The 23,582-nt window shown below is 70.0% G+C and carries 15 protein-coding genes and 2 pseudogenes; 8 read left to right on the forward strand and 9 right to left on the reverse strand.

All coding sequences use genetic code 11. From position 1 onward, the window contains the following. Nucleotides 1–67 precede the first annotated feature (67 nt). The 3 genes from AB0D14_RS16945 to AB0D14_RS16955 all read right to left on the reverse strand — a co-directional run bounded on the left by AB0D14_RS16945 (nucleotide 68) and on the right by AB0D14_RS16955 (nucleotide 3,583). On the reverse strand, nucleotides 68–1,030 hold the full coding sequence (locus AB0D14_RS16945; RefSeq protein ID WP_362779440.1) for an oxidoreductase: 963 nt from the start codon (nucleotides 1,028–1,030) through the stop codon (nucleotides 68–70). Nucleotides 1,031–1,157: 127 nt separating this feature from the next. Further along, nucleotides 1,158–2,981, reverse strand: coding sequence for a SulP family inorganic anion transporter (locus tag AB0D14_RS16950; RefSeq protein ID WP_362779442.1), 1,824 nt, complete (start codon nucleotides 2,979–2,981; stop codon nucleotides 1,158–1,160). Further along, entirely contained in the window at nucleotides 2,978–3,583 is a 606-nt protein-coding gene (locus AB0D14_RS16955; protein WP_362779700.1) for a carbonic anhydrase, read from the reverse strand. Before AB0D14_RS16955 ends, AB0D14_RS16950 begins: the two co-directional genes overlap by 4 nt. Nucleotides 3,584–3,901: 318 nt before the next feature. Here AB0D14_RS16955 and AB0D14_RS16960 point away from each other — a divergent pair. The 3 genes and pseudogenes from AB0D14_RS16960 to AB0D14_RS16970 all read left to right on the forward strand — a co-directional run. After that, nucleotides 3,902–4,252 (forward strand): annotated as a pseudogene (locus AB0D14_RS16960) (response regulator); the annotation flags it as partial. A gap of 597 nt (nucleotides 4,253–4,849) precedes the next feature. Continuing rightward, nucleotides 4,850–5,227, forward strand: a pseudogene (locus tag AB0D14_RS16965) (winged helix-turn-helix domain-containing protein); the annotation flags it as partial. Beyond that, nucleotides 5,224–6,708: an ATP-binding protein gene (locus AB0D14_RS16970; protein ID WP_362779445.1), complete on the forward strand. Its 1,485-nt coding sequence runs from the start codon at nucleotides 5,224–5,226 to the stop codon at nucleotides 6,706–6,708. The pseudogene AB0D14_RS16965 and the gene AB0D14_RS16970, both read left to right, overlap by 4 nt. Before the next feature lie 86 nt (nucleotides 6,709–6,794). On the opposite strand, the gene nirD is transcribed toward AB0D14_RS16970, so the two are convergent. From nirD to AB0D14_RS16985, 3 genes are read right to left on the reverse strand one after another with little or no spacing between them, the layout of a single operon-like run. Continuing rightward, entirely contained in the window at nucleotides 6,795–7,211 is a 417-nt protein-coding gene (nirD, locus tag AB0D14_RS16975; protein ID WP_362779447.1) for a nitrite reductase small subunit NirD, read from the reverse strand. After that, nucleotides 7,208–9,877, reverse strand: a complete 2,670-nt coding sequence (gene nirB, locus AB0D14_RS16980) for a nitrite reductase large subunit NirB (protein ID WP_362779450.1) — start codon at nucleotides 9,875–9,877, stop codon at nucleotides 7,208–7,210. The genes nirD and nirB overlap by 4 nt, the downstream gene beginning before the upstream one ends. Beyond that, the gene (locus AB0D14_RS16985; RefSeq protein WP_362779452.1) at nucleotides 9,877–11,181 is read right to left on the reverse strand and encodes an FAD-dependent oxidoreductase; all 1,305 of its coding nucleotides are present in this window, start codon (nucleotides 11,179–11,181) and stop codon (nucleotides 9,877–9,879) included. The genes nirB and AB0D14_RS16985 overlap by 1 nt, the downstream gene beginning before the upstream one ends. Before the next feature lie 245 nt (nucleotides 11,182–11,426). Between AB0D14_RS16985 and AB0D14_RS16990 the strand changes: the two genes are divergently transcribed. From AB0D14_RS16990 to AB0D14_RS17000, 3 genes are read left to right on the forward strand one after another with little or no spacing between them, the layout of a single operon-like run. Beyond that, on the forward strand, nucleotides 11,427–12,740 hold the full coding sequence (locus AB0D14_RS16990) for a sensor domain-containing protein (RefSeq protein ID WP_362779455.1): 1,314 nt from the start codon (nucleotides 11,427–11,429) through the stop codon (nucleotides 12,738–12,740). A 26-nt stretch (nucleotides 12,741–12,766) separates the two neighbouring features. After that, entirely contained in the window at nucleotides 12,767–13,417 is a 651-nt protein-coding gene (locus AB0D14_RS16995) for a response regulator transcription factor (protein ID WP_362779457.1), read from the forward strand. Nucleotides 13,418–13,468: 51 nt separating this feature from the next. Further along, complete coding sequence (locus AB0D14_RS17000) at nucleotides 13,469–14,251, forward strand: TSUP family transporter (protein WP_362779459.1); 783 nt, start codon at nucleotides 13,469–13,471, stop codon at nucleotides 14,249–14,251. Nucleotides 14,252–14,334: 83 nt separating this feature from the next. On the opposite strand, the gene AB0D14_RS17005 is transcribed toward AB0D14_RS17000, so the two are convergent. Together AB0D14_RS17005 and AB0D14_RS17010 are read right to left on the reverse strand one after the other, a co-directional pair. Then, complete coding sequence (locus AB0D14_RS17005) at nucleotides 14,335–14,991, reverse strand: class F sortase (protein WP_362779461.1); 657 nt, start codon at nucleotides 14,989–14,991, stop codon at nucleotides 14,335–14,337. A gap of 208 nt (nucleotides 14,992–15,199) precedes the next feature. Then, nucleotides 15,200–15,760, reverse strand: a complete 561-nt coding sequence (locus AB0D14_RS17010) for a hypothetical protein (RefSeq protein WP_362779463.1) — start codon at nucleotides 15,758–15,760, stop codon at nucleotides 15,200–15,202. A gap of 331 nt (nucleotides 15,761–16,091) precedes the next feature. Here AB0D14_RS17010 and AB0D14_RS17015 point away from each other — a divergent pair, with 331 nt between their 5' ends. Continuing rightward, entirely contained in the window at nucleotides 16,092–16,775 is a 684-nt protein-coding gene (locus tag AB0D14_RS17015) for an NAD(P)H-dependent oxidoreductase (protein WP_362779465.1), read from the forward strand. Nucleotides 16,776–16,826: 51 nt separating this feature from the next. On the opposite strand, the gene AB0D14_RS17020 is transcribed toward AB0D14_RS17015, so the two are convergent. Continuing rightward, nucleotides 16,827–17,735 (reverse strand): aminoglycoside phosphotransferase family protein, encoded by a 909-nt coding sequence (locus AB0D14_RS17020; RefSeq protein ID WP_362779467.1) that lies wholly within the window; start codon nucleotides 17,733–17,735, stop codon nucleotides 16,827–16,829. A gap of 292 nt (nucleotides 17,736–18,027) precedes the next feature. Here AB0D14_RS17020 and AB0D14_RS17025 point away from each other — a divergent pair, with 292 nt between their 5' ends. Further along, nucleotides 18,028–23,427 (forward strand): DUF6531 domain-containing protein, encoded by a 5,400-nt coding sequence (locus AB0D14_RS17025; protein WP_362779469.1) that lies wholly within the window; start codon nucleotides 18,028–18,030, stop codon nucleotides 23,425–23,427. Nucleotides 23,428–23,582 lie beyond the last annotated feature (155 nt).

Raw genomic sequence — 23,582 nt, forward strand, 5'->3', positions numbered from 1 at the left:
CGGGAGTTATGGGGGAATGGGCCCTTCGGCCCTTCCATGTGGTGACCAGCGTGGTGACGCGTGCGAGTTACGCCTTCAGTGCGTCGTACGTGACACCCGTCAGCCGCTCCGACTCCTCCCAGAGCCGTTGTCCGGCACTGTCGTTGAGGGTCCATTTGGCGCGCGACGCGTTCGTGGGGGAGCCGCGCCGGCCCAGGGTCGGCGGGCCGGTGAAGGAGTCCGGGCGGACACCGGGGGCCGTCGCCGCGTACAGGGTGGGGAGGGCGCCCGTCGCCGGGGGGTGGGCGAAGAGTCGGGTGCCGGCCTCGATGATGAGCTGGGCGCCCCTGCGGCCCTCCATCTTCAGGCCCGCGGTCATCAGGTTGGTCGCGGCGTACCCGGGGTGGGCGGCTGCCGCCACGATGTCGGAGCCGGTGGCGGCGAGGCGTCGCGCCAGCTCGTGCACGAACAACAGGTTGGCCGTCTTCGAGCGCCCGTAGGCGATCCAGCGCCTGTACGGCCGCTCGTTGTTGAGGTCGTTGATGTCGATGTTGGACAGCATGTGCAGAACGCTGGCCACGCTCACCACGCGCGCGCCGGGTGCGGCGAGCAGCGCCGGCATCAGCAGCCCGGTGAGCGCGAAGTGGCCGAGGTGGTTGACCCCGAACTGCGTCTCGAAGCCGTCTGCGGTGCGCCCCTGCGGCAGGGCCATCACGCCCGCGTTGTTGACGAGCAGGTCGAGACGGTCGTGCTTGCGTCCGTACGCCGCCGTGAACTCCCGTACGGAGTCCAGGTCCCCGAGATCCAGGCGCATGAACTCCACGTCCGCGTTCACACCCACGCCCGCGTCCACGCCCGCGTCCGCCACCTCGGCGGCCAGCCGGTCGGCGGCCTCGGTGCCACGGCTCTCGCTGCGGCAGGCGAGGACGACCCGGGCGCCCCGCCGCGCCAGTTCGCGGGCGGTGACGTACCCGATCCCGCTGTTCGCTCCGGTGACGACGGCCGTGCGGCCGCTCTGGTCGGGGATGTTGTTCGCGTTCCAGCCGGTCATGGCGTGGCTCCCTCCGCGTGCCGGTCTCCCTACGGGTGGGTTCCAGATTAGGGGCGGCCAGTCGCGAACGAGGCGCAGGGTGCGAACGGAACGGAACGAGGCGCAGGTGCGAACGGTCGGGCGGTGCTCAGCGGGAGGCGTACTCCTCGGGCATGGGCTGGGTGTCGAGGTAGAACCACTCGGCTGTGGGGCCGGGCCCTGGCCCCTGTGTCGGGAACGTGGCCGGGGGCGCGTACGGGCGCTTGGGGAGCGCGGTGCCGGTCGGCCGGGCCTGTTCGCCGACTGCCGGGTCCGCCACAGGCGCCGGCTTCGCCGGCCCCGGCATCAGCAGCTCCACCCGCAGCCCGAACCCCCGCTGCTGAGCGACGAACTCCTCGACCTGGCTGCGGCAGGCATGGTCCAGATGGGTCACACCCGTCAGGTCGAGCCGAATCCGCGGCTTGCCCGCCTCGGCGGCCGATTCCAGCGCCTCGATCAGCTGCGGCAGCCGCAGGAACGTGGCGTTGCCCGCCATGACGACCTTGGCGGTGTCCTCCTCCAGGTGCTGCTTGATGACGGTCTGGGACATGCGCAGCGCGGCCAGGACGATCCCCGCGGCGAGGCCGAAGAGGACGCCTTCGAGCAGCGCGGTCGCGACGATGACCAGCGTGGTGAGCGTCATGACCGCGAACTCGCCCCGGTCCTGGTGCCACATCTTCGGGAACTCCGCGGGCGCGAAGAGCTTCCAGCCGCTGTGTACGAGGACGCCCGCGAGCACGGAGATCGGGATCAGGGCCAGCACCTGGGGCAGGAGCAGCGCGAAGGCGAGCAGCCACAGGCCGTGCAGGGTACGGGAGAGGCGGGTCTTGGCACCTGCCTGGACGTTCGCCGAACTGCGGGCCACCACCGCCGTGACGGGAAGCGCGCCGAGAAGGCCCGCCACGGTGTTCCCCGCTCCCTGAGCGATGAGTTCGGGGTTGTAACGCGTGCGCGGCCCGCTGTGCATACGGTCCACGGCGGCGGCCGTGAAGAGGCTCTCCGCCGAGGCGATCACCGTGAAGGTGAGGATCGCGGTGATGATCCCGACGTCGGCGAGTCCGGCGAACTCCTTCGCGCCGGGTACGTTGACGGACGCGAGCAGATTCCCCACCTGCAGCGTCTTCACGTCCACGCCCGGCAGGGAGGCGATCCCGATGCCGATCGCGACAGCCACGAGCGCGGCCGGGACCTTCTTCACCGGGCCCGGCGCCATCTTCCACACGAAGCTGAGGGCGACGGTGACGATGCCGAGTCCGGCGGCGATGAGCGCGTCGGGGTTCGCCAGGGTGTCGCCGATCAGCCCGGGGATGCCCGCCATGTTCTCGACCGGTGTGCCGGGGGCCTTGGAATCGGACATCGGATAGAGCTGGCTGAATATCAGCGGCAGTCCGATGCCGGCGAGCATGCCCTGGACGACCGCCAGGGAGATCGCCTGGAAGATCCGGCCGAGGCGGACCAGGCCGAGGACGATCTGCAGGATGCCCGAGCCGAGGACGATCACGCCGAGCATGGCCACGCCGTACTCCAGGACCGTCTCCGCGACGAGGGCCGCCAGTCCGGCTGCGGGGCCGCTGACCTGGAGGGTGCTGCCGCGCGCCGCGCCTACGACCAGGCCTCCGATGACGCCGGAGATGATGCCCAGTTCGGCGGGGACCCCGGAGGCCACGGCGACGCCGATGCACAGGGGGAGGGCGACGAGGAAGACGACGAGTGAGGCGGTGATCTCGGTGGCCAGGTCGATCTTTTTTCCGGGGGCGGGGCGCCGGTCCGGCGTCTCGGTCCCCAACTGGGCCGCAGTGGCGCTGGTTGTGGGAGCAGCAACCGGAGGCGCGGTCGGGGCCGGGGGTCCAGTCGGGGCCGGAGGCGGAAACGGGGCCGGGGCCGGTGTCCTGGCGTGGGCCGGTACGCGCCCACGTGCGTGCAGCCCGCTCATGAGGCGTGCACCCGGAAGCGGCCGTCCTCGTCCAGCTCGTGCACCTGGCCGGTGTCGACCTCGTAGTACCAGCCGTGCAGTCGCAGCCGGCCCGAGTCGATCCGTGGCCGAGCGATCGGGTAACTCCGCAGTGTCGCGAGCTGGTTGACGACGTTGAGCTGCGCCACGGCCGGCATCGAGGGGTCCTCGCAGGCCCCGTCGAGCAGCGGCGCCAGCTCCGGGCGGGCCAGGTTCAGCCAGGCGTCCACGCCGGGCAGCGCGGACAGGTCGTCGCCGGACTTCAGCGCGCCCATGGCACCGCAGTGGGAATGGCCGCACACGATGATGTCCTGAACGCCGAGCACCTCCAGCGCGTACTCGATGGTGGCAGCCTCGCCCGAGGCGCCCGGCCGCTCGTGCGGCGGGACGATATTGCCTGCGTTCCGCAGCTCGAATATCTCCCCGGGGCGCGCTCCCGTGATCAGGGTGGGTATGACCCGGGAGTCCGCACAGGTAATGAACAATGCCTCCGGATATTGACCCTCGGCCAGCTTCTGGTATTCGCCGCTCTCGAACTCCACCAGTCGTTTGAATGAGCGGGCGCGGTCCAGCAATGCCTTCACGGTACCTCCGAGCATGGTGTCCAAGCATGGCGTCCGAGCAGGAGTTTCTCGTCGTGCCTCCACCGTAGGGCGGCGATTGCCAGGCGAAGGTTAAGGGAACACTAGAGCGGGGACAGGAATAGCCCATTTCTCGTCCTGGCCTCGCCCTGGTCTCGTTCTGTCGGCCCGGTCCGACGGCAATCAGCCATCGGCAGTCGGTTTTTGAGCGACCCGTCACATTACCCAGGGTTTACCTTCTGCGTCATTGAAGTCTCTTGTACCGTGACCTCTCCACGGCACGGAGTTCGTGCTGTCCGGATTGCTGGGGAGACGGGACGTATGGGCGTACGAGTGCTGCTCGTCGAGGACGACGAGACGATCGCCGAACCTCTCGCCGAGGGTCTGGGTCACTTCGGGCTGACGGTCGACCATGTCGCCAACGGAGCCGATGGGCTGAGAGGGCCGTACGGCGATGTCGTCCTGCTCGACCTGGGCCTGCCCGACATGGACGGCATCGACGTCTGCCGTGGCATCCGGCAGGTCTCCGACGTGCCCATCATCATCCTCAGCGCGCGAGGGGAGGAGGCCGACCGCGTGCTGGGCCTTGAGCTCGGCGCCGACGACTATCTGGCGAAACCCTTCAGTCTGCGCGAGCTGGTGGCCCGGGTACGGGCGGTCACGCGGCGCACGGGGCTGGGACGCGGCGACGCCGGGTCGTTCGGCTCGGGGGCGTATGCCGGCGAACCGTACGAGTCCCGTACGCCCGAGGCGGGAGGGCCGTACGGAGGGTCGTACGAACGGCCGCCTGCAAGGCCGTCCGAGCGGCCGTTTCAGCGACCGTACGAGCCGAGTGCTCCGGAAGCCGGGCCGCCGACCGGTGTGCGGCCCCGCGCCGCGCGGCCGCCCGGCGTACGGTCGCACGCCGCGGAACCCTTCCGCGCTGAGTCGTTCGGCGGTGAGTCGTTCGGCCAAAAGCCGTTCACCGGCGAGGCGTTCACCGGCGAAGCGTTCTCGTCCGGTCAGGGCGGCACGCGGAGGAACGTTTCAGCGCTGGGTCCCTCGCGGCGGAACGCAGCGGAGTCGGACCTCACCGGGCCGGGCTTCGGTTCGCCCGCACCGGTCGCGTACGACCCGGCCGACGAGGAGACCCGCGCGCCTTCACCTCGTGATCCCTCCGGCTACGAACCCTCCGACCACGAGCCTTCCGGCTACGAGCCTTCCGACGTCACGCGGCACTTCGAACCCGGACCTCTTCCCGACCCGGACCCCGCCCCGGACCCCGGGCCGTCCCCCGGCCCGCTCGTCGTCGACCGCAGGACCCGGCAGGTCTGGGTCGGCGAGTCCTCCGTCTCGCTGACGCCGAAGGAGTTCGAACTGCTCGCGCTGCTCACCGAGGACCCCGGGGCGGTCTACTCGCGGCAGCAGATCCTCGACCGGGTCTGGGACCCGCACTACCAGGGCCCGACCAAGACACTCGACGTCCATGTCGCCACGCTGCGGCGGAAGTTGGGAAACCCGGCGTGGATCCAGACCCTGCGCGGAGTCGGGTTCCGGCTGGCGGTCCAGACACAGCCGACCACCGCGTACCCGACCACCGCGTACCCGCCCACCGCATACCCGGCACCCGCGTACCAGGCCCCCGGGCAACCGGTGGCGTATCGATGACCCGGCGGCTGCTCCTCAGCTACCTCGTCCTCACCGCGCTGGTCCTGCTCTGTCTGGAGATCCCGCTGGGGTTCGTGTACTCGCGGGGCGAACTGGAGCGGGTGGTCAACGCGGCGAAGGACGAGGCGGAGTCGGTCTCGGCGTTCGCCGCGCTGTCCATCGACGCCGGACGCGCGGCGCAGGACCTGCCCGGCCGGGCGGCCCACTGTGCCGAGCGCATCGGCGGGAGGGTGCTGATCGTGGACCGGTCCGGCGACCTGCTGGCCTCGTCGCACGAACTGTCCGCCGCGGAGTCCGGGGACCCCGCCTCCTGGCCCGGCATCGCGGACGCGCTCCAGGGCACCTCCACGGTGGACGTGCGTACCTCCACCATCGGAGGAGTGGAGTACATCGCGGTCGCGGCCCCGGTGGCGCACGGCGCCGAGACGCTGGGTGCCGTGCGGATCACGGTGCCCAGCCGGATGGTGGCGGAGCGCGTGCGGCACGTATGGCTGCTGCTCATCCTCGGCGGGCTCGCGGTCCTGGCGGCCGTCGCCGTCATCGGCTTCGCCATCGCGCGCTGGACCGGCCGGCCCATCCGCGAACTGGAGCGCGCCACGAAGGAGTTGGCGTACGGCGGCTCCGCCACCATCGTGGCAATCACGAACGGTCCGCCGGAGGTGCGCAGTCTCGCCGCCACCTTCAACCGCACCGCCGCCCGCCTCGAACACCTCCTCGCCTCCCAGCGCGCCTTCGCGGGCGAGGCCTCGCACCAGCTCAAGACGCCCCTCGCCGCGCTGCGGCTGCGCCTTGAGAACCTGGAGTCCGACATCGCGCTGCATGCCCGGGGCAGCCTCGACGCCGCGATGACGGAGACCGACCGGCTCGCCAGAATGGTCGAGGGGTTGCTGGCCATGGCCCGGCTCGACGAGAGCGCCGCCGTGTGCGAACCGGTGGACCTGGACCGGGTCTGCGCCGAACGGCACCGTGCCTGGGCGCCGATGTTCGAGCAGCACGACGTACAGCTCGTGCTGCTCGGCGACTACAGCGGCCCCGTACTGGCCGTGCCCGGCGCGGTGGAACAGATCCTGGACAACCTGCTCTCCAATGCTTTGAGGGTGTCGCCCCGGTTCTCCACCGTCTCCATGGACCTGCGCCGGCCGGCGACCCACGAACGCCGCTTCCACCACCGTCCCGCGGGCCCGGCCCGCGTCGAACTGCACGTCACGGACGAGGGACCAGGAATGACCGAGGAACAGCGCCGCCGGGCCTTCGACCGTTTCTGGCGCGCACCCGGCGCCCCCAAGGGGGGTACCGGACTGGGCCTGGCGCTCGTCCAGCGCCTCACGCACGCGAGTGGCGGCGACATCACCCTGCGTCCGGTCGCCCAGGGCGGCCTCGACGCGGTGGTGAGGCTACCGCCGGCCGAAGGAGCAACCGCCGAACCGGCCCACCACAGACCGCTGGAGGCCATGGTGGCGCGAAGCGGAAGCGTGTCGTGACACGGCGGTTCCGCTTCGCGCCACACCGGATCTGCCGGGCCCACGACACGGCGGTCCCGCCGGGCCCGCAGCCCGCTTCTACCTGTTCACCTCGCCCGCACCTCGTAGGTCGGCACCGTCACCGTGTCGTCGTCCAGGCACCGGCCCGACTCCAGGTCGAAGCGCTGCTTCAGGAGCGGTGAGGCCACGAACGGGCGACCCTGGTGGGAGCCGGTGAGGCCGCGGGAGAGGACAGCCGCGCCGGAGAACGGGTCGCGGTTGTCGATCGCGTACATCCGGCCCGTGCGGTCCAGGAAGAGTGCCACCTGGCGGCCGTCCGGGAGCAGGGCGGCCACGCCGCGGCCGGGGGTCAGTACGGTCAGGTCGCAGACCGTGAACCAGTCGTCGGCGGAGGAGGCGGAGGAGGCGGAGGAGGCGGTGGACGAGGCGGTGCCGGCCGTGCTGTTCGGGCCGTCCAGCTGGAGCTGGATCCTGAGCGTCGTGGTCTCGGTTGCGAGCGTCATCGCTGGGCGCTTCCTTCCAGGGGGCGGGTACCGATGGTCAGCAGCGGCAGGTCGGGCTTGATCTGGTCGCGCTCGGGGACGAAGCCGACGACCGGGTCGGGGGTGTCCGGCGCGTTCACGAAGGAGACGAACCGGGACAGCTTCTCCGGGTCGTTGATGGTCTCGGCCCACTCGTCGCGGTAGGCGGCGACGTGCGCCGTCATCAGCGACTCCAGCTCCTCGCAGATGCCCAGCGAGTCCTCCACGACCACCTCGCGGATGTGGTCGAGACCGCCGGGGATCCGCTCCAGCCAGGTCGAGGTGCGCTCCAGACGGTCGGCCGTGCGGATGTAGAACATCAGGAACCGGTCGATGAGGCGGATGAGTTCGGCGTCCGACAGGTCCTGCGCGAGGAGGTCCGCGTGGCGCGGGGTGGCGCCGCCGTTGCCGCCGACGTACAGGTTCCAGCCGTTGGCGGTGGCGATGATGCCGAAGTCCTTCGACTGCGCCTCGGCGCACTCGCGGGCGCATCCGGAGACCGCCGACTTGAGCTTGTGCGGGGACCGCAGGCCCCGGTAGCGCAGCTCCAGGTCGATGGCCATGCGCACCGAGTCCTGGACGCCGTAGCGGCACCAGGTCTGCCCGACACACGACTTGACCGTCCGTAGCGACTTTCCGTACGCGTGCCCGGACTCGAAACCGGCGTCCACCAACCGTGCCCAGATCAGCGGCAGTTGCTCGACGCGCGCGCCGAACATGTCGATCCGCTGACCGCCCGTGATCTTCGTGTAGAGGCCGAAGTCGCGGGCCACCTCGCCGATCACGATGAGCTTCTCGGGGGTGATCTCGCCGCCGGGGATGCGCGGCACGATGGAGTACGAGCCGTTCTTCTGCAGGTTCGCGAGGAAGTGGTCGTTGGTGTCCTGGAGGGCGGCCTGCTCGCCGCCCAGGACGTAGCCCTCGGCGCCGATCGTGGGCGCGAGCGAGGCGATGATCGAGCCGACCGTGGGCTTGCAGACCTCGCAGCCGTCGCCGCCCCGCGCGTTCTCCCGGCCGTACCGGTCGAGCAGCTGCTGGTAGGAGGAGATGCGCAGGGCGAGGACGATCTCGTACAGCTCCTCGCGGGTCTGCGAGAAGCAGCCGCACAGGCCCTTGTCGACCTCGACGCCGTTCGCCTCCAGTTCGGAGGTGACCAGCTGGCCCAGGACCTTGACGCAACTGCCGCAGCCGGTACCGGCCTTGGTGCACTTCTTGACCTCGGGGACCGTGGTGCACGCGTGCTCGGTGACCGCGCCGCGGATCGCACCCTTGGTGACGTTGTGGCAGGAGCAGATGATCGCCTCGTCCGGCAGGGAGGACGGGCCGAGCTGGACGGGGCCGCCGGCGCCGGCGGGGAGGACGAGCTGCTCCGGGGCGATCGGCGGCACCGAGCCGGTGAAGGCGCGCAGGGTGCCGTACGCGTCCGCGTCGCCGACCAGGATGCCGCCGAGCAGTTCGCCGTTCCGCCCGATGACCAGCTTCTTGTACGTGCCCGAGCGGGAGTCCGCGTAGACGACGTCGAGGCAGTCGTCGGCGGCGCCGTGCGCGTCACCGAAGGAGGCGACGTCGACACCGAGGAGCTTCAGCTTGGTCGAGAGGTCGGCGCCGGTGAAGGAGGCCGCGTCGGCGGCGTCGGTGAGGGCGGCCTCGTGGGGGGCGAGAGCGAGGGCGGTCTCGTCGGCGGCGATCGTGGCGGCGGCCGTCTCGGCCATCTCGTAACCGGGTGCCACCAGTCCGTAGACCCGGCCGTCCGAGGCCAGCGCGCACTCGCCGATCGCGAAGACGTGCGGGTCGGCGACCGTACGGCACTGGTCGTCGACGCTGATGCCACCGCGTTCGCCGACGGTGAGTCCGCAGTCGCGGGCGAGCTGGTCACGGGGACGTACACCGGCCGAGAACACCACCAGGTCGGTGGCGACCGTGGAGCCGTCGGAGAGCTTCATACCGGTCACGGCGCCGTCGTCGCCGGTGACGACCTCCTGCGTGCCCGTGCCGGTGTGGACCGTCAGGCCCATGTTCTCGATGGTGCGCAGCAGCGCGGCGCCGCCGCCCTCGTCGACCTGGACGGGCATCAGCCGCGGCGCGAACTCCACGATGTGCGTGCTGAGTCCGAGTCCCTTCAGCGCACCGGCGGCCTCAAGCCCGAGCAGCCCGCCGCCCACCACGGCACCCGTCGTCGCCCGCGCCTTCGCGTACTCCTCGATGGCGAGCAGGTCCTCGATCGTGCGGTAGACGAAGCAGCCCTCGGCGTCCTTGCCCGGCACGGGCGGCACGAAGGGGAACGAGCCGGTGGCGAGGACCAGCGTGTCGTAGCCGACGACGAGGCCGGAGCGGGCCGTGACCTTCCGGGCGGACCGGTCGACGGTCTCCGCCGGGTCCCCGATGTGCAGCTCGATCCCGTGGTCCTTGATGAACTCCATGTCCGTCACGGACAGTTCCTCGGGCGTGCGGCCCGAGAAGTACGAGGTGAGCTGCACGCGGTCGTACGCGGGACGTGGCTCCTCGCACAGCACGACCACGCGGTGCGTGGCGGTCAGGCCGCGCTCGGCGAGCGCTTCGAGGAAGCGCTGGCCGACCATGCCGTGGCCGACGAGCACGATCGTGGGGCGGGGGCCGGTCCCCACAGGTGCGGTCGTGGTCGTGGACATCAGGAGCCTCCATCGTTGGTGAGCAGGTGGAGCAGCGGGGCGCCGTCCGTGGGGAGCGGCTCTGCTCCCTCCCAGGCGCGGGCGAGCGCGCCGACGGTGCCGAGCTCGCCGACGAGGACCCCGCCGACCAGGAGGTCGTCGCGGACGACGACCTTGCGGTAGGTGCCGCGGGTCGCGTCGGTGAGCTGGATGACGTCGTCGCCGGGGAGCGGGATCTGCTCCCCGAAGGCGGCGAGGTCAAGGGGGCCGCCGGAACCGAAGGGGTTGCCGGAGCCGAGAGGGTCGGCGGAGGCGAGGGTCAGCCGGGTGAGGGCGCGGGTGCCGCGGTAGCCGGCGGCACCTTCCGCGGGCGCGGTCCCCGCCGGCGACTCGGCCGGCGATGACTCGGCCGGCGACTCGGCCAGCAACCCCGCCAGGACTTCGGCCTGTTCGAGTGCGGGAGTGGCCAGACCGTAGACCTGGCCGTCGTGCTGGGCGCAGTCGCCGATGGCACGGATGTGCGGGTCGGAGGTGCGCAGTTCGTCGTCGACGATGATGCCCTTGTGCACGGCGAGACCCGCGTCCTGGGCGAGGCCCACCCGCGGATGCACTCCGCAGGCCAGCACCACCAGGTCGGCGCCGAGGGTGTACCCGTCGGCCATCTCGACCGAGCGGACGGCGCCCTCGATGCAGCGCACGCCGCGTACCCGGGTCTCGGTGTGCACCTCGACGCCGAGGTTCTTGAGGTGCTGGAGCACCAACCGGGAGGCCGACGGGTCGAGTTGACGTTCCATCAGTCGCTCGCCCTGCTGGGCCAGCACTACTTGCGCGCCGCGTTCGGCGAGCGCGCGGGCGGCCGAGACGCCGAGCAGTCCGCCGCCGATGACGACGGCCCGGGTGTCCTGCCGTACGGCCTCGGAGAGGCCCAGGCAGTCGTCCATCGTGCGGAACGCGTGGACCCCTTCCGGCAGTTCGCGCCGGCCGGGACCGAAGAGACCGCGCAGTGGCGGAAGAACCGGGTTCGAGCCGGTGGCCAGGACGAGCGTGTCGTATGCGATCACCGCGCCGTCGGCGAGGTGGACCTGCTGCTCCGTGCGGTCGATGTGCACCACCCGGCCATGGGTCAGCCGCTCGGGCGTCGGGAGCGCGATGACCTCGGGGGCGTACCGCCCGGCCAGGACCTCCGCGAGCAGGACCCGGTTGTACGGGGTGTGCTCCTCCTCGCCGACGAGGACGGCGGACATGCCGAGCTCTCCGAGCCTGCGGGCGAGACGTACGCCCGCGAGGCCGGCGCCGATCACCACCACACGCGTATTCGAGGTCATGTACCGCAGCGTGCGGTGCCGGTGTTACCCGGCCGCATCACAACTGTTTCCCGCGGGGAACGCTGCCCTCAGCGGGACCCGGACGCGGATGTGAGGGTTCTCGGCGGGCGGGGAGAGGGCCTGGTGAGGTCGCCCCGCTCCCCGGGGTGAGGTTAACCGAACCTCCGGGTTCCGTGCGGGCACCATCGTCCGCGGGGCCGGAACAAGGAAGGCTTGGGTCACACGACGTACACGGGGGAGCGCATATGGACACGGTCCGGAAACCGGTGGCGAGCCGGGCCGCCGCCCGCCTGCTCGCCGCCTTCAGGCCACGGGCCCTCGCCACCCTGCTCTACGCGGTGATCGCGCTCCCGCTCGCCCTCGTCGGCTGCCTGCTGACACTCGCGGGGCTGCTCGTCGGCGGGGCCCTGTCCGTGACCACGCTGGGGCTGTGGGTCCTGGCACTGACCGTGCGGGGCACGCTCGCGCTCGGCGCGCTCCAGCGGGCGCTGGCGCGCCGGCTGCTGCATCTGGAGATCGAGGAGCCGCCGACTCCCGCGGCATCCGGGGTGCTCGGCCGGCGCCGGGCCCTGCTTCTCGGGCGGGCCGGCTGGCGTGCCGTCGGCTGCGCGCTCGGCGTGCCCGTCACGGCGGCGCTCGCGTACACGACGGCCGTCGGTGCGTACGGCTACGGGACGCAGTCGGCCCTTCACCCCCTGCTCAAGCGGTGGAACTACCACACCGTGCGCGACGGAGACTCCGTACGGCACGTGTCGCTCGAAGTTCTCGGCGTTCAGCTCGACTCCTGGCCGCGGTGGCTGCTCCCGGTGGCCGTGGGGCTCCTGCTCCTGTCGGCGGCGCCCTGGCTGATGCGCCACGCCCTCATCCCGCACCGGCTGCTGCTCGCCGCCACGCTCGGCCCGAGCGCAGCTGACCGCCGCATCCGCACGCTGGAGGAGACGCGCGCCCAGGCCGTGGACGACGCGGCGGCCACCCTCCGCCGGATCGAGCGCGACCTGCACGACGGGACACAGGCCCGGCTCGTCGGGCTCGCGATGCATCTGACGATGATCCGGGAACTGGTCGGCGCTGACGCGGACCGCGAACGGCTCCTCACCGTCGTCGAAACCGCCCAGGGCAACGCCAAGCAGGCCATCGTCGACCTGCGCCATCTCGTCAAGGGGATCCATCCGCCCGTACTGGACCAGGGCCTGGACACGGCCCTCGCCACCCTCGCGGCGGACGTGGCGCTGCCCGTCGAGGTCGTCGCGGACATCGGGTCCCGACCGGCGCCCGCCGTCGAGTCCATCGCCTACTTCTGCGCGGCCGAACTCCTCGCCAACGCGGCCAAACACAGTGGGGCGCCGGGGGCCACGGTGGAGGTGACCGCACGCGCCGGGCTGCTCGTTCTCCGCGTCCGGGACGACGGCCGCGGGGGCGCGGCGATCGGCGCGGGTTCGGGCCTCACCGGCCTGCTGACCAGGGTGCGGACCGTCGACGGCACGCTCACCTGCGACAGCCCGCCGGGAGGGCCTACGGTGGTCACGGTCGAGCTGCCGTATCCGGCCACCCACGGATGAACCGCCGCACCGAACACGAGGGACACATGCGCGTTGTCATCGCCGAGGACTCCGCCCTTCTGCGCGACGGCCTGGCGCAGCTCCTCCAGCTGCGGGGTGTGGAGGTGGCGGCGGCCGTCGGGGACGCCGAAGGGCTGCTGACCGCTGTGGCCGAGCACCGCCCGGACGTCGCCGTCGTCGACATCCGGCTGCCGCCGACGCAGACGGACGAAGGGCTCCGGGCGGCCGTACGGCTGCGCGCCGACCACCCCGGCACGGGGGTGCTGATCTTCTCCCAGTACGTCGAGACGAAGTACGCGGCCCAGCTCCTGGGCACCAACCCGGGCGGTGTCGGCTACCTCCTCAAGGAACGTGTCGTCGACATCGGCGAGTTCGTGGACGCGCTGGAACGGATCGCCGCCGGCGGGACCGCCCTCGACCCCGAGGTCGTCGCCCAGCTCTTCGGCGCGAGCCGCCGCGCCAGCGCCCTGGACGCCCTCACACCCCGCGAGCGCGAGGTGCTGGCGCTGATGGCGGAAGGGCGTACGAACCACGCGATCGCCGCGTCCTTCACCGTCTCGGAACGGGCCGTGGAGAAGCACATCGCCAACATCTTCACCAAGCTCGGCCTGCCGCCCTCCGGCACGGAGAACCGACGGGTACTGGCGGTCCTGCACTACCTGGAGACGACGGGCTGACCCTCCGGGCCCCGGCGCCGACCCGCTCGTGAAGCCCGTAGGGTCGTGATCATGCCCGACATATCGCTGACCATGGTCGTCGTCCTGTGCCTCGCCGCGCTCGCGGCCGGCTGGATCGACGCGGTCGTGGGCGGCGGCGGGCTGCTCCTCCTCCCCGCGCTGTTGCTCGGGCTGCCGAACTCGGGCTCCGCGGCCCAGTACGCGCTCGGCACCAACAAGGCCGTGGCGATCGTCGGGACGACGGGCGCGGCGGTGACGTACGCGCGCAAGGCGCCCGTGGACGTCCGCACGGCGGTATGGATCGGTCTCGCGGCGCTCGCCGGGTCCACGGGCGGGGCGTTCGTCGCCGCCGGGATGAGCACCGAGGTGCTGAAGCCGGTGGTCATGGTCGTGCTGCTCGGAGTCGGCACCTTCGTGATCATGCGGCCCGCCTTCGGCAGCGCACCCCCGACCGGGCCCGTCCCGCCGCGCCGGATCCTTGCCGCGATCGGGCTGGCGGGCCTGGGTATCGGCTTCTACGACGGGCTCGTCGGCCCCGGCACGGGTACGTTCCTCGTGCTCGCCCTGACCGCGCTGCTGCACCTCGACCTCGTGTCGGCCTCCGCCACCGCGAAAATCGTGAACTGCTGCACGAACGCCGGTGCGCTGGCGACGTTCGCCTGGAAGGGCACGGTGTTCTGGCAGCTCGCCGCGCTGATGGCCGTGTTCAACCTCGTCGGCGGGATGGCCGGGGCGCACACCGCGCTCAAGAAGGGCAGTGGGTTCGTCCGGGCCGTACTGCTGACGGTGGTGTTCGCGCTGGTGGCGAAGCTCGCGTACGACCTCTGGCTCTGACGCCCAACGATCAGGGCCGGCGGTTGTCGTTGCTGTTGTCGTCAGCCGTCAGCCGTCAGCCGTCAGCCGTCAGCCGTCAGCCGTCAGCCGTTGTCGTTAGTCGTTGTCGCCGGGCGCGCCGGGCGACTGCCTGTGAGATGGGCGAAGACGACCACGTTGCCCCGGTAGCCGGTGACCGTCGACCAGCCGCCCCCGCAGGTGATCACGCGCAGCTCCGGGCGCCCCGCGGCTCCGTACACCTTCTCGTCCGGGAAGTCGCGGGCGTCGTACACCTCGACCGCGTCGACCGAGAAGAGGGCGACACTGCCGTCCCGGCGCCCGACCTCGATCGCGCTGCCCTTCTTGAGGGAGCCGAGGCGGTAGAAGACGGCGGGACCCTCGGCGTTGTCGACATGGCCGGCGACGATCGCGGTGCCCGTCTCGCCGGGCGCGGTACCGGCCTCGTACCAGCCGGCGAGGTTCTTCCTGGCGGCGGGCGGCACGTCGAGGCTGCCCTGCGGGGTGAGACCGAGACCCATGAGGGGGGCATCCACCCGGATCGCGGGGATACGGACGCGGTCGGGCGGCGAGTGGGGCAGCGCGGCGGCCACCGGCCGGCCCAGATGGCCGCCCGCACGGGCCTGGGCGGCGGATGGCTGGGGCGGCGCATGCGTCGTTGTGCCGAGGTGCAGCAGCCAGGCTCCGCAGAGGAGGGCGGCGAGGGTGGCGGCGGCTATGGAGACGTTGCTGAACGGGCGCACGTCGCCCCCTCTCTCCCTTGGAACTCTCCCTTGGAACTCCTGCGCTCTCTTGGAACTCCTGCCGGAACTCCAGTCGAGCTGTTGTCGGAGCTCACGTCGAACTTTTTGGACGGCTCTGTGAGTCCCGCGTCCCCCTCCGGGCCGCGAGGGGCGTCGGGCCCGGAGAGGGAAGGGGACAGCGGTACCGGCGGACAGCGGAGGGTGTCCGTCAGATCCCGTCGCCTCTCGCCCGGCGATGCAGGAGCCAGGTACCGCCCGCGGCGGCGACGGCAAGGGCCGCCACTCCCGCCGCGGTCTGTACGGGGTCGGGGCCGAGTGCGCCGCCGACCCCCGTCTTCACACTTCCGCGGGGGTTGACCTGCGGCTGCTGCCTGCTCTCCTGGGTGGAGGTGAGCGTGACCACCAGGTCACCCGTCATCCGCTTGCCGCTCGAACAGCGCGTGACGATCTCGTACGTGCCCGGCTGGGCGGACGGCGGCACCTCGAACTGCCCGACCGCGTCGCCTTCGTGCGCGCTGGGGATCAGGGTGAAGCTGCCCGCGCCGACGGCGCCGGCGTCACCCGACACCGCGTCGTTCGCCCCGCACGCCGCCGTGTTCACCGTGACCTCGGCGCCGGGCGCGACGGTGGCCGGGTACAGCTCGATGGACCCGGCACCGGCATGGGTACCCGCACCGGTACCGGCACCGGTCCCGTACGCGGGCGCCGCGCAGAGGCCCGCCGCGGCGACGGCGAGTGCGGTACCGGTCAGCAGACGGGCTGTGCGCATCGTGCTTGCTCCTCCGACGGGCACGACCCGCGACCCCCATGTGTCGCTGCCTCGGTCACGCCCCTGCCTTACCGAGGTAAGTGGCAGTCGAGGGCGCACGCCTCCTGATCGCACGTCATAAATGATGTGAACGGGTGTCAGGCGGGGGATCCCGAAGCCTCTCCCGGCAACGTTTCACCAGGTCACCGGCGTGCCAGTGAGGTGCGGGCAAAAAGAACCCGAAGACAGCGGGCGGCACGTGTGAACGGGTGACCGGCTCCTTCCCGCGTCGGCCTGCGCTGCCCTGCGTCGACTTGACCTCAAGTTTGGTTGAGGTGTGAGGCTCGACCGCATGAACACCACCGCAGACATTCCCGCCACCCCGCCCACCCCCGTTCCCGAGTCCGTTCCCACCCCCGTTCCCGAGTCCGTTCCCACCCCCGTTCCCGAGTCCGTTTTCGAGCCCCTCAAGGTCGCCGTCATCATCGGCAGCAACCGGGAGGGCCGCTTCGGTCCTGTCGTCGCCGACTGGCTGCTCGGCCGGTTCCGCGGGCGGGACGACCTCACGGTCGAGGTCGTCGACATGGCCGACGCCGGGCTGCCGACGGCCCTCTCCTACTCCCCGTCCGCCGAGGTGTCCGCCGAGCTGGCGAAGGTCACACCCAAGCTGGCCGAAGCGGACGCCTTCGTCGTCCTGACCCCCGAGTACAACCACTCCTTCCCCGCCTCGCTCAAGGCCCTGATCGACTGGCACTACGGGGAGTGGCGCGCCAAGCCGGTCGGCTTCGTCTCGTACGGCGGAGTCTCGGGCGGCCTGCGCGCCGTCGAGCAGCTCCGCCTGGTCTTCGCCGAGCTGCACGCCGTCACCGTCCGCGACACCGTGTCCTTCCACAACGCGGGCGCGTCCTTCGACGACGAGGGCCGCCACAGGGACCCGTCGGCTCCGGACGAGGCCGCGAAGGTGATGCTGGACCAGCTGGTGTGGTGGGCATCGGCGCTGCGCGACGCGAAGGCGGTACGCCCGTACGGAGAGTGACGCCCCCTATAGGAGGCGAGGTCTGTACGGGAGGTGAGGCCGCCGGGCTTGCTACTCACCGTCGGCGAGCGCTTCGGACACCGCCCGATGCCCCACCGCCGCGAGTACGGGGTTGCTGACCCGGTAGTGGTGTTCGGCTGTCAGCCCGAAGTACAGGGCCCAGCCCCGCCCCCGGGCCCAGGTCGCGTCATCGACGTCGGCGGCCTCGCGGAACAGGGGGCGGGACCCGGCATCGAACACGGCCCAGGCGGCGAGTACGTCTGCCGCTGGGTCGCCGGTGCCGAGACCGCCGAAGTCGATGACCGCGCTGAGGCGGCCTCCCCGGGCCAGCAGGTTGCCCGGCAGCAGGTCGCCGTGCAGCCAGACGGGGGCGCCGTCCCAGTGCGGGAGCCGCAGGGCGTCCTCCCAGACGGCGGTCGCGGTGTCCCCGTCCACCGTGCCGTCCCCGCCCAGGTCACGGATCGCGGCGCGAACGTGCTCGTCGTCGGTGAGGGGCCCGCCGCGCCAGGAGGGCGGCCCGCCGACGGCGTCGACCTTCCGCAGCGCCGCGACGAAACGGCCCAACTCCACGGCGGCGTCAGCGAGTTCTGGGTCGCCACCGAGAGGCGCGTCGTAGACGTTGTCGCCGTCCAGCCAACGGAACACGCCCCACGGCAGCGCGTACCCCTGCCCGGGCGCTCCCTCGGCGAGCGGCACGGGGACGGCCAGCGGCAGATGCGGCGCGAGCCGTGGCAGCCACCGCTGCTCCTTCACCACATCCCCCGCCCCGCCGGGCAACCGGGGCAGCCGTACGACCATGTCGTCGCCGAGCCGGTACATGGCGTTCTCGGTCCCGGCGGACACCACCTGCTTCACCGGCAGCCCGGCCCATTCGGGGAACTGCTCCGCGACGAGCCGCCCGACGAGCGCCGCGTCGATGTCCAGCTCGTCGGGGTGCATCTTCGAAGCGGCGGGCGACATGAGTCTCCGTGGGTAGTCGGGCGGGGAAGCGTATCCACGCTGGCTTCTCCGGCTCCACGTCTTTTTTGACGGCTTGACCGCACGCAGTCGGGACTTGGCGTGCAGTAACGATTCGACAAAGATCGCTACTCATACATCGACATAGTCGAATCCTTGATCTTTTGATGGTGAACACGTCAAATTTCCTCCACTAGTTGTGCGCTGAGTGACCAACGATGTGCACGGTGTGTCGGGGGTGGGGGAATTGCGGAGCTCTGTGTCCGCACGTGTACGCGTGCTGATTGTGGTGTTGGTGCTGTCCGTACTTGCGGGCGGTGGCTGGCTGATCAGAGTCATGGCCAATGAGCCGAGTGGATCCGAGAGCGAGCCGTACCGGGGTCCCCAACCTGTCGCGCAGCAGGAGGCGGTGTCGCCCAAGGAGCGGCGAGAGCAGACCAAGGACCTGGCGAAGGCGACGAAGTCGCATGGCCTGCCCGCCACGACCGGCAAGCCCGCCACTGCCGAGCAGATCAGACTGCACCAACGGAATCAGCGGCAGTCGAAGGCAGCCGGCCCCAAGTCCCGGGAGACGAATGTCGCGGGTGGTGGCATCAGCCCCGCCTCCTACGTATCCGGTGCAGACGCGGCAGCGGCGGCGTACTCGTCCGGCGCCCTGTGGCAGGTGACGGCCGACCCGTTCGGAAACACGGCTGCCCAGCAGGGTGGGTTCCTGGCGGCGCTGGGCAACCACATCGGTGCTGCCGTCCCAGGTGAGCCTCTGCAACTGTCCGCCGGGATCTTTCAGGCCGGTGGAGCCACTGGTGAGGTACACCCGGTCAGGGTGCGGTGGAAGCTGGACGCCTACAGCTGCCGTCTCAGCACCGATGACGACAAGTGGTTCGACTTCGGGCAGACCGTCTCGGCTCCGACGCTGAATACCGGGGTGGAACTCCCCGTGGTGAACGCGTCCATCACGCTGCCCACGGCTGAGTGCACGAACCCCCTGCCGCAGTACTTCATCTACGCCTGCACGCAGGTGATGGACGATCCCACGGACGTGGAGTCCTGCGGCTCGTACAACTCCTACTACATTGTTCCGGCTCTGCCGGAGGGTGCGGCCTGCAGCGCGCTGTGCGGGGACGCGAGCGGTTCCGTGGGCACGACGGTGATGCGTGCGGATCCGGTGAACACGGCGACGGGCGCGTTCACAGAGGCATTCACCGACGCTCAGGTTGCCGCGCCTGGCGTGCCGCTGTCAGTCGGGCGGGTGTACTCCTCGGACAACACACTTGCCGGTGCGTTGGGCAAGGGCTGGCAGTTGCCGTGGGAGACCCGGCTGCAGTTCGCATCCGACGGTGACGCGGTCCTGGTGGGTGAGGGTGGGACGCGGCACACCTTCGACAAGAAGTCCGACGGGACGTACACGACTCCAGGGGAGACCCGCTCCAAACTGGCCGTGGACGGTGGCGGTTTCAGAATCACGACCGCTGATCACACAACGTACGGCTTCAACGCTTCGGGTCAGTTGACCGCGTTGAAGGACCGCACCGGCCGGGGTCTGACCTTGGTGTACACCGGCAGCAGGCCCACGGAGATCACGGATGCGGCCGGGCGGAAAGCCTCCCTCGCCTATGCCGGTGACCGGCTGGACAAGCTGACGCTGGCCGACGGCCGGTTCGTCGACTACGCCTATACCGACGGCCGGTTGACCGGCGTGACCGCGCTGGACGGCAACACGGAGACGTACGGCTACGACGCCTCCGGCTTCCTCGACAAGGTCACGAACGCGCGCACCAAGACCGTCACGTCGAACGTGTATGACGCGCAGGGCCGGGTGACGTCACAGACCGATGCGATCGGTCAGACGACCAAGTTCGCCTACTCGAAGAACGGCGTGTTCGACCAGGTCGATGTCACAGCCCCCGACCAGGGCGTGTGGACCGACGTCTACTACAAGAACGTCCTGTTCACGCAGCTCGACCCGCTCAACAACAAGAGCTACTACCGCTACGACAAGTTCTTCAACCGTACGAGCGCGGTCGACGCGGAGACCCGCGAGACCCAGTGGGACTTCGACACGTCAGGTCGGATGAAGCGCCGGTCCAATGCCGCGTCGGACGAGTACTGGACGTACGACGCCAAGGGCAACGTAGCAACGTACGAGGACGGCGAGTCCAATGACGTCGCCTTCGGCTACAACGCGAACAACCAGCTGATCTCGGTCAAGGACGCGCTGGGCAAGTCCGCGAGCTACGGCTACAACGCCACCACCGGGCTGCTGGAGACATCCACCACTGCGCGCGGCAGGACCACGAACTACGGCTACGACACCGACGGCAACCTGACATCGGTCACCACGCCGAAGGGCAGCAAGACCACTTACACCTACGACGCGATGGACCGGGTGAAGACGGTCGTCGACCCGCGGGGCAATGTCAGCGGCGGGGACGCGGCAAAGTACACCACGGCCTTCACGTACGACGACGCGGACCGCACCAAGTCGGTCACCGACGCACGTGGCGACACCACCGCCTACGACTACGACGAGGTCGGCAACCTCACCAAGGTCACCGACGCCACCCAGCGGGCCACCACGTATGCCTACAACGCCGCCGACCAGCTTTACCTGATCACCGATCCGGTGCAGAAACAGATCAGCCTCGGATACGACCCGGCGGGCCGCCTGAACAAGGAGATCAACCGCCGGGGCGCGAAGGTCACGTACCAGTACGACAAGGCCGGCAACCAGATCCAGGTCGTGAGCGCCCGCGGCAACGTCACCGGCGCCGACGCGTCGAAATACACCTGGTCGATCGGGTACGACAAGGTCGGCAACCGCATGACGGTCACCGACCCGCTGGGCAAGACCACGGCGTTCACCTGGGACGCGGACAACCGGCCGGTGTCCACCACGGATCCGTTGAACCACACCCGGCGCGTCGTGTACGACGACAACGGCAACGTCACCGAGACCTACGACGGTCTCAACCGTGGCATGAAGCTGGTCTATGACGACAACGACCGCCTGTTCTCCTCGAAGACCTGGGCCGGCTATCTCACCACCTACGAATACGACGACGACGGCAACCTGACCGCTGAGGTCTCCCCCGAGGCCGAGCGCACCACGCACGGCTACGACGACGACGGCAACCTGGCCAACACCGTCGACCCCCGAGGCAACGTCACCGGCGCCGACCCGGCGAAGTACACCTGGGCCTACGGCTACGACCCGGCGGGCAACCGGACCTCATTCACCGACCCGCTGGGTCACCAGACCAAGACCGCCTACGACGCCGTCGGCAACGTCGCCTCGGTCACCGACGCCCGCAGCAAACAGACCGTCTACGAGTACGACCAGCTGAGCCGCCCCACGAAGGTCACCGCGCCGGACACCGGCACCACCAGCCTCACGTACGACGCCGCGGGCTTTCTGGGCACCAGCACCGACGCCAACACGCACACCACCACCTACGGCCACAACGCCGAGGGCGAGCTGACCTCGGTCAAGAACACGCTGGCCAAGACCGTCTCCTACGAGTACGACTTCGACGGCAACCGCACCAAGGTCACCAACGCCCGCGCGCAGACCATCACCACCACTGTCGACGCCCGCAACCTGCCCACGCAGATCGCCTACTCCGACGGCACGTCGACACAGACCTACGCCTATGACGACGCGAGCCGCATCACCGGCGTCACGGACGCGACCGGTTCCCGAACGCTGACCTACGACAACGACGACAAGATCCTTTCGATCACCTCGCCGGGCGCGGCCAAGCCGTTCAGCTACGTCTGGAACACCGACGACACCCTCAAATCGCGTACGTACCCGGACAGCCGAGCCACCAGCTACACGTACGACAAGGTCGGCCGGACCAAGAGCCAGACGACCAACAGCAAGGCCACCAACTACGCCTACGACAAGGCGGGCAACCTCACCTCGGTGACGCTGCCCACCACCACGGCGCGCACCGAGACCCGCACATATGACGAGGCCGGCCGCCTGGCCTCGATGACCACGCCGACCGGCAGCAACGCCTACACCTACGACGAGAACAACCGCGTCACCCAGGACAAGCCCGGCACCGGCAACCCGACCCGCTACGGATACGACGACGCGGGCCGTATGACGAGATCGTGCACGGACACCTCGGCCACGTCCTGCCTGACCGGCACCACCGGGGACACCAGCACCTACGACAAGGTCGGCAACCTCAAGACCTCAGCCGCCTCCGGCACCACCACGACGTACGCGTACGACGCCGGTGACCAGCTTTCCACGACCACTGCCGGATCCGCGACCACGAGCTACACCTACGACGCGGACGGCAACCAGACCAAGGACGACGACGGCACCTACGCCTACGACCCGGCCGGCCGGGTCAAGTCCGCGGCCATCGGCAGCGACAGCTTCTCGTTCCTGTACGACGCGGACGGCAACCGCACCGTCGCCAACAAGAACAACGCGCTGGCACGCACCTCGCGCTGGGACATCGCAGGCGAACTCCCACAGATCGCCACCGACACGGACGCCTCCGGCGCACTGATCGCCGACTACCACTCCGACCCCGACGGCACGGCCCGTTCCATGGACCGCACCGCCGGCACGTACTACTTCACCCAGAACCGGCAGAACTCCGTCAGCGCCGTCTTCGACTCGGCAGGCGTCGACAACTATCACTACACGTACGGCCCCTGGGGTGCCTCCACCGGCACCGCCACCATCAGCGGCGGCCAGTCCAGCATCTACGGCTACACCGGCCAGTACAAAGACCAGTACCTGCCGGACCGCCTCCTGCTGCGCGCCCGCTCCTACGACACCACCCAGCAGCGCTTCACCAGCCAGGACCCGGTCTCGCCCGCGGCGGACAACGCCAACCAGTCCACCTACAACTACGCGGACAACGACCCCGCCAATCTTGCTGACCCGTCCGGAAATTGCCCGATGTGCATCGGCGCGGGCATCGGAGCCGTCGTCAGCGGCGGCATCTACGCCTTCCAGCACCAGGACGACTTCGACTGGGGCGACTTCGCCGTCGCTACAGGCAAGGGCGCCGTCATCGGCGCAGGCGCGGGCTTCCTCGCGCCGGCGGGCATGGGCCTCGCGGGTTCACTCGGCCTCTCCGGCGGTCGCGCCCTCGGTGTCGCAGTCGTCACGGATGCCGCCATCGGGATGGGCTACACCTGGGCTGTCAACACGGCACAGTGCCAGCCGACTACACCTGGGGACTTGCTCTTCGGAGCTGTCGGCGGCGCACTCGGTCCTCTGCTCGGCCCCGCCTGGCAATGGAGCAAGGGGATCTTCGGCAAGAGCAGTCGTATACCTTCCTATAATGTAGAAGGTATAGCAGCTGATGGGACCAGTTCTTGGACGGCTGACCTCAGCCACGCTACTGGCAAGACCACTGAGGCGAGGAATCGGGCGATCGGCGCGCTTATTGCGGAGGATTTCCCTGACCTGCAACTGTCATACACGCCGCGATATAATCCTTGGGGCCGTCATGGAGTTGCCAAAAATGGGGAGGGAACCCAGTTCGGCCCCAGGTCTTTTGTATCAAGAGACTCACTAAGGCTATCGACAGTCCATGAGGAGCTTCACCACCGGTGGTGGGGGCGGGGGCTGAATGACCATCACCCGAGGAACGGATCAGGGACTTCCGATAAATTCTATGACACTGTCGAGCGTTACATGAGAATGCGAGGGTGGCGGTGATCCTTCAGGAGAGTAGTCTCTTCGGTTCCTGCTCCGACTGTGGACGGCCTGTCCGGCAGCGCGCAGCGCAAGCGGTTCACTTGGGCTCACTGCGATGGGATGTCGAGAGTCACTGTGAGGCTTGTGGATCACAGATACATGAAGGAGGGATCGGT

It is taken from the genome of Streptomyces sp. NPDC048484 (genome assembly GCF_040651415.1).
Taxonomy (GTDB): Bacteria; Actinomycetota; Actinomycetes; order Streptomycetales; family Streptomycetaceae; genus Streptomyces.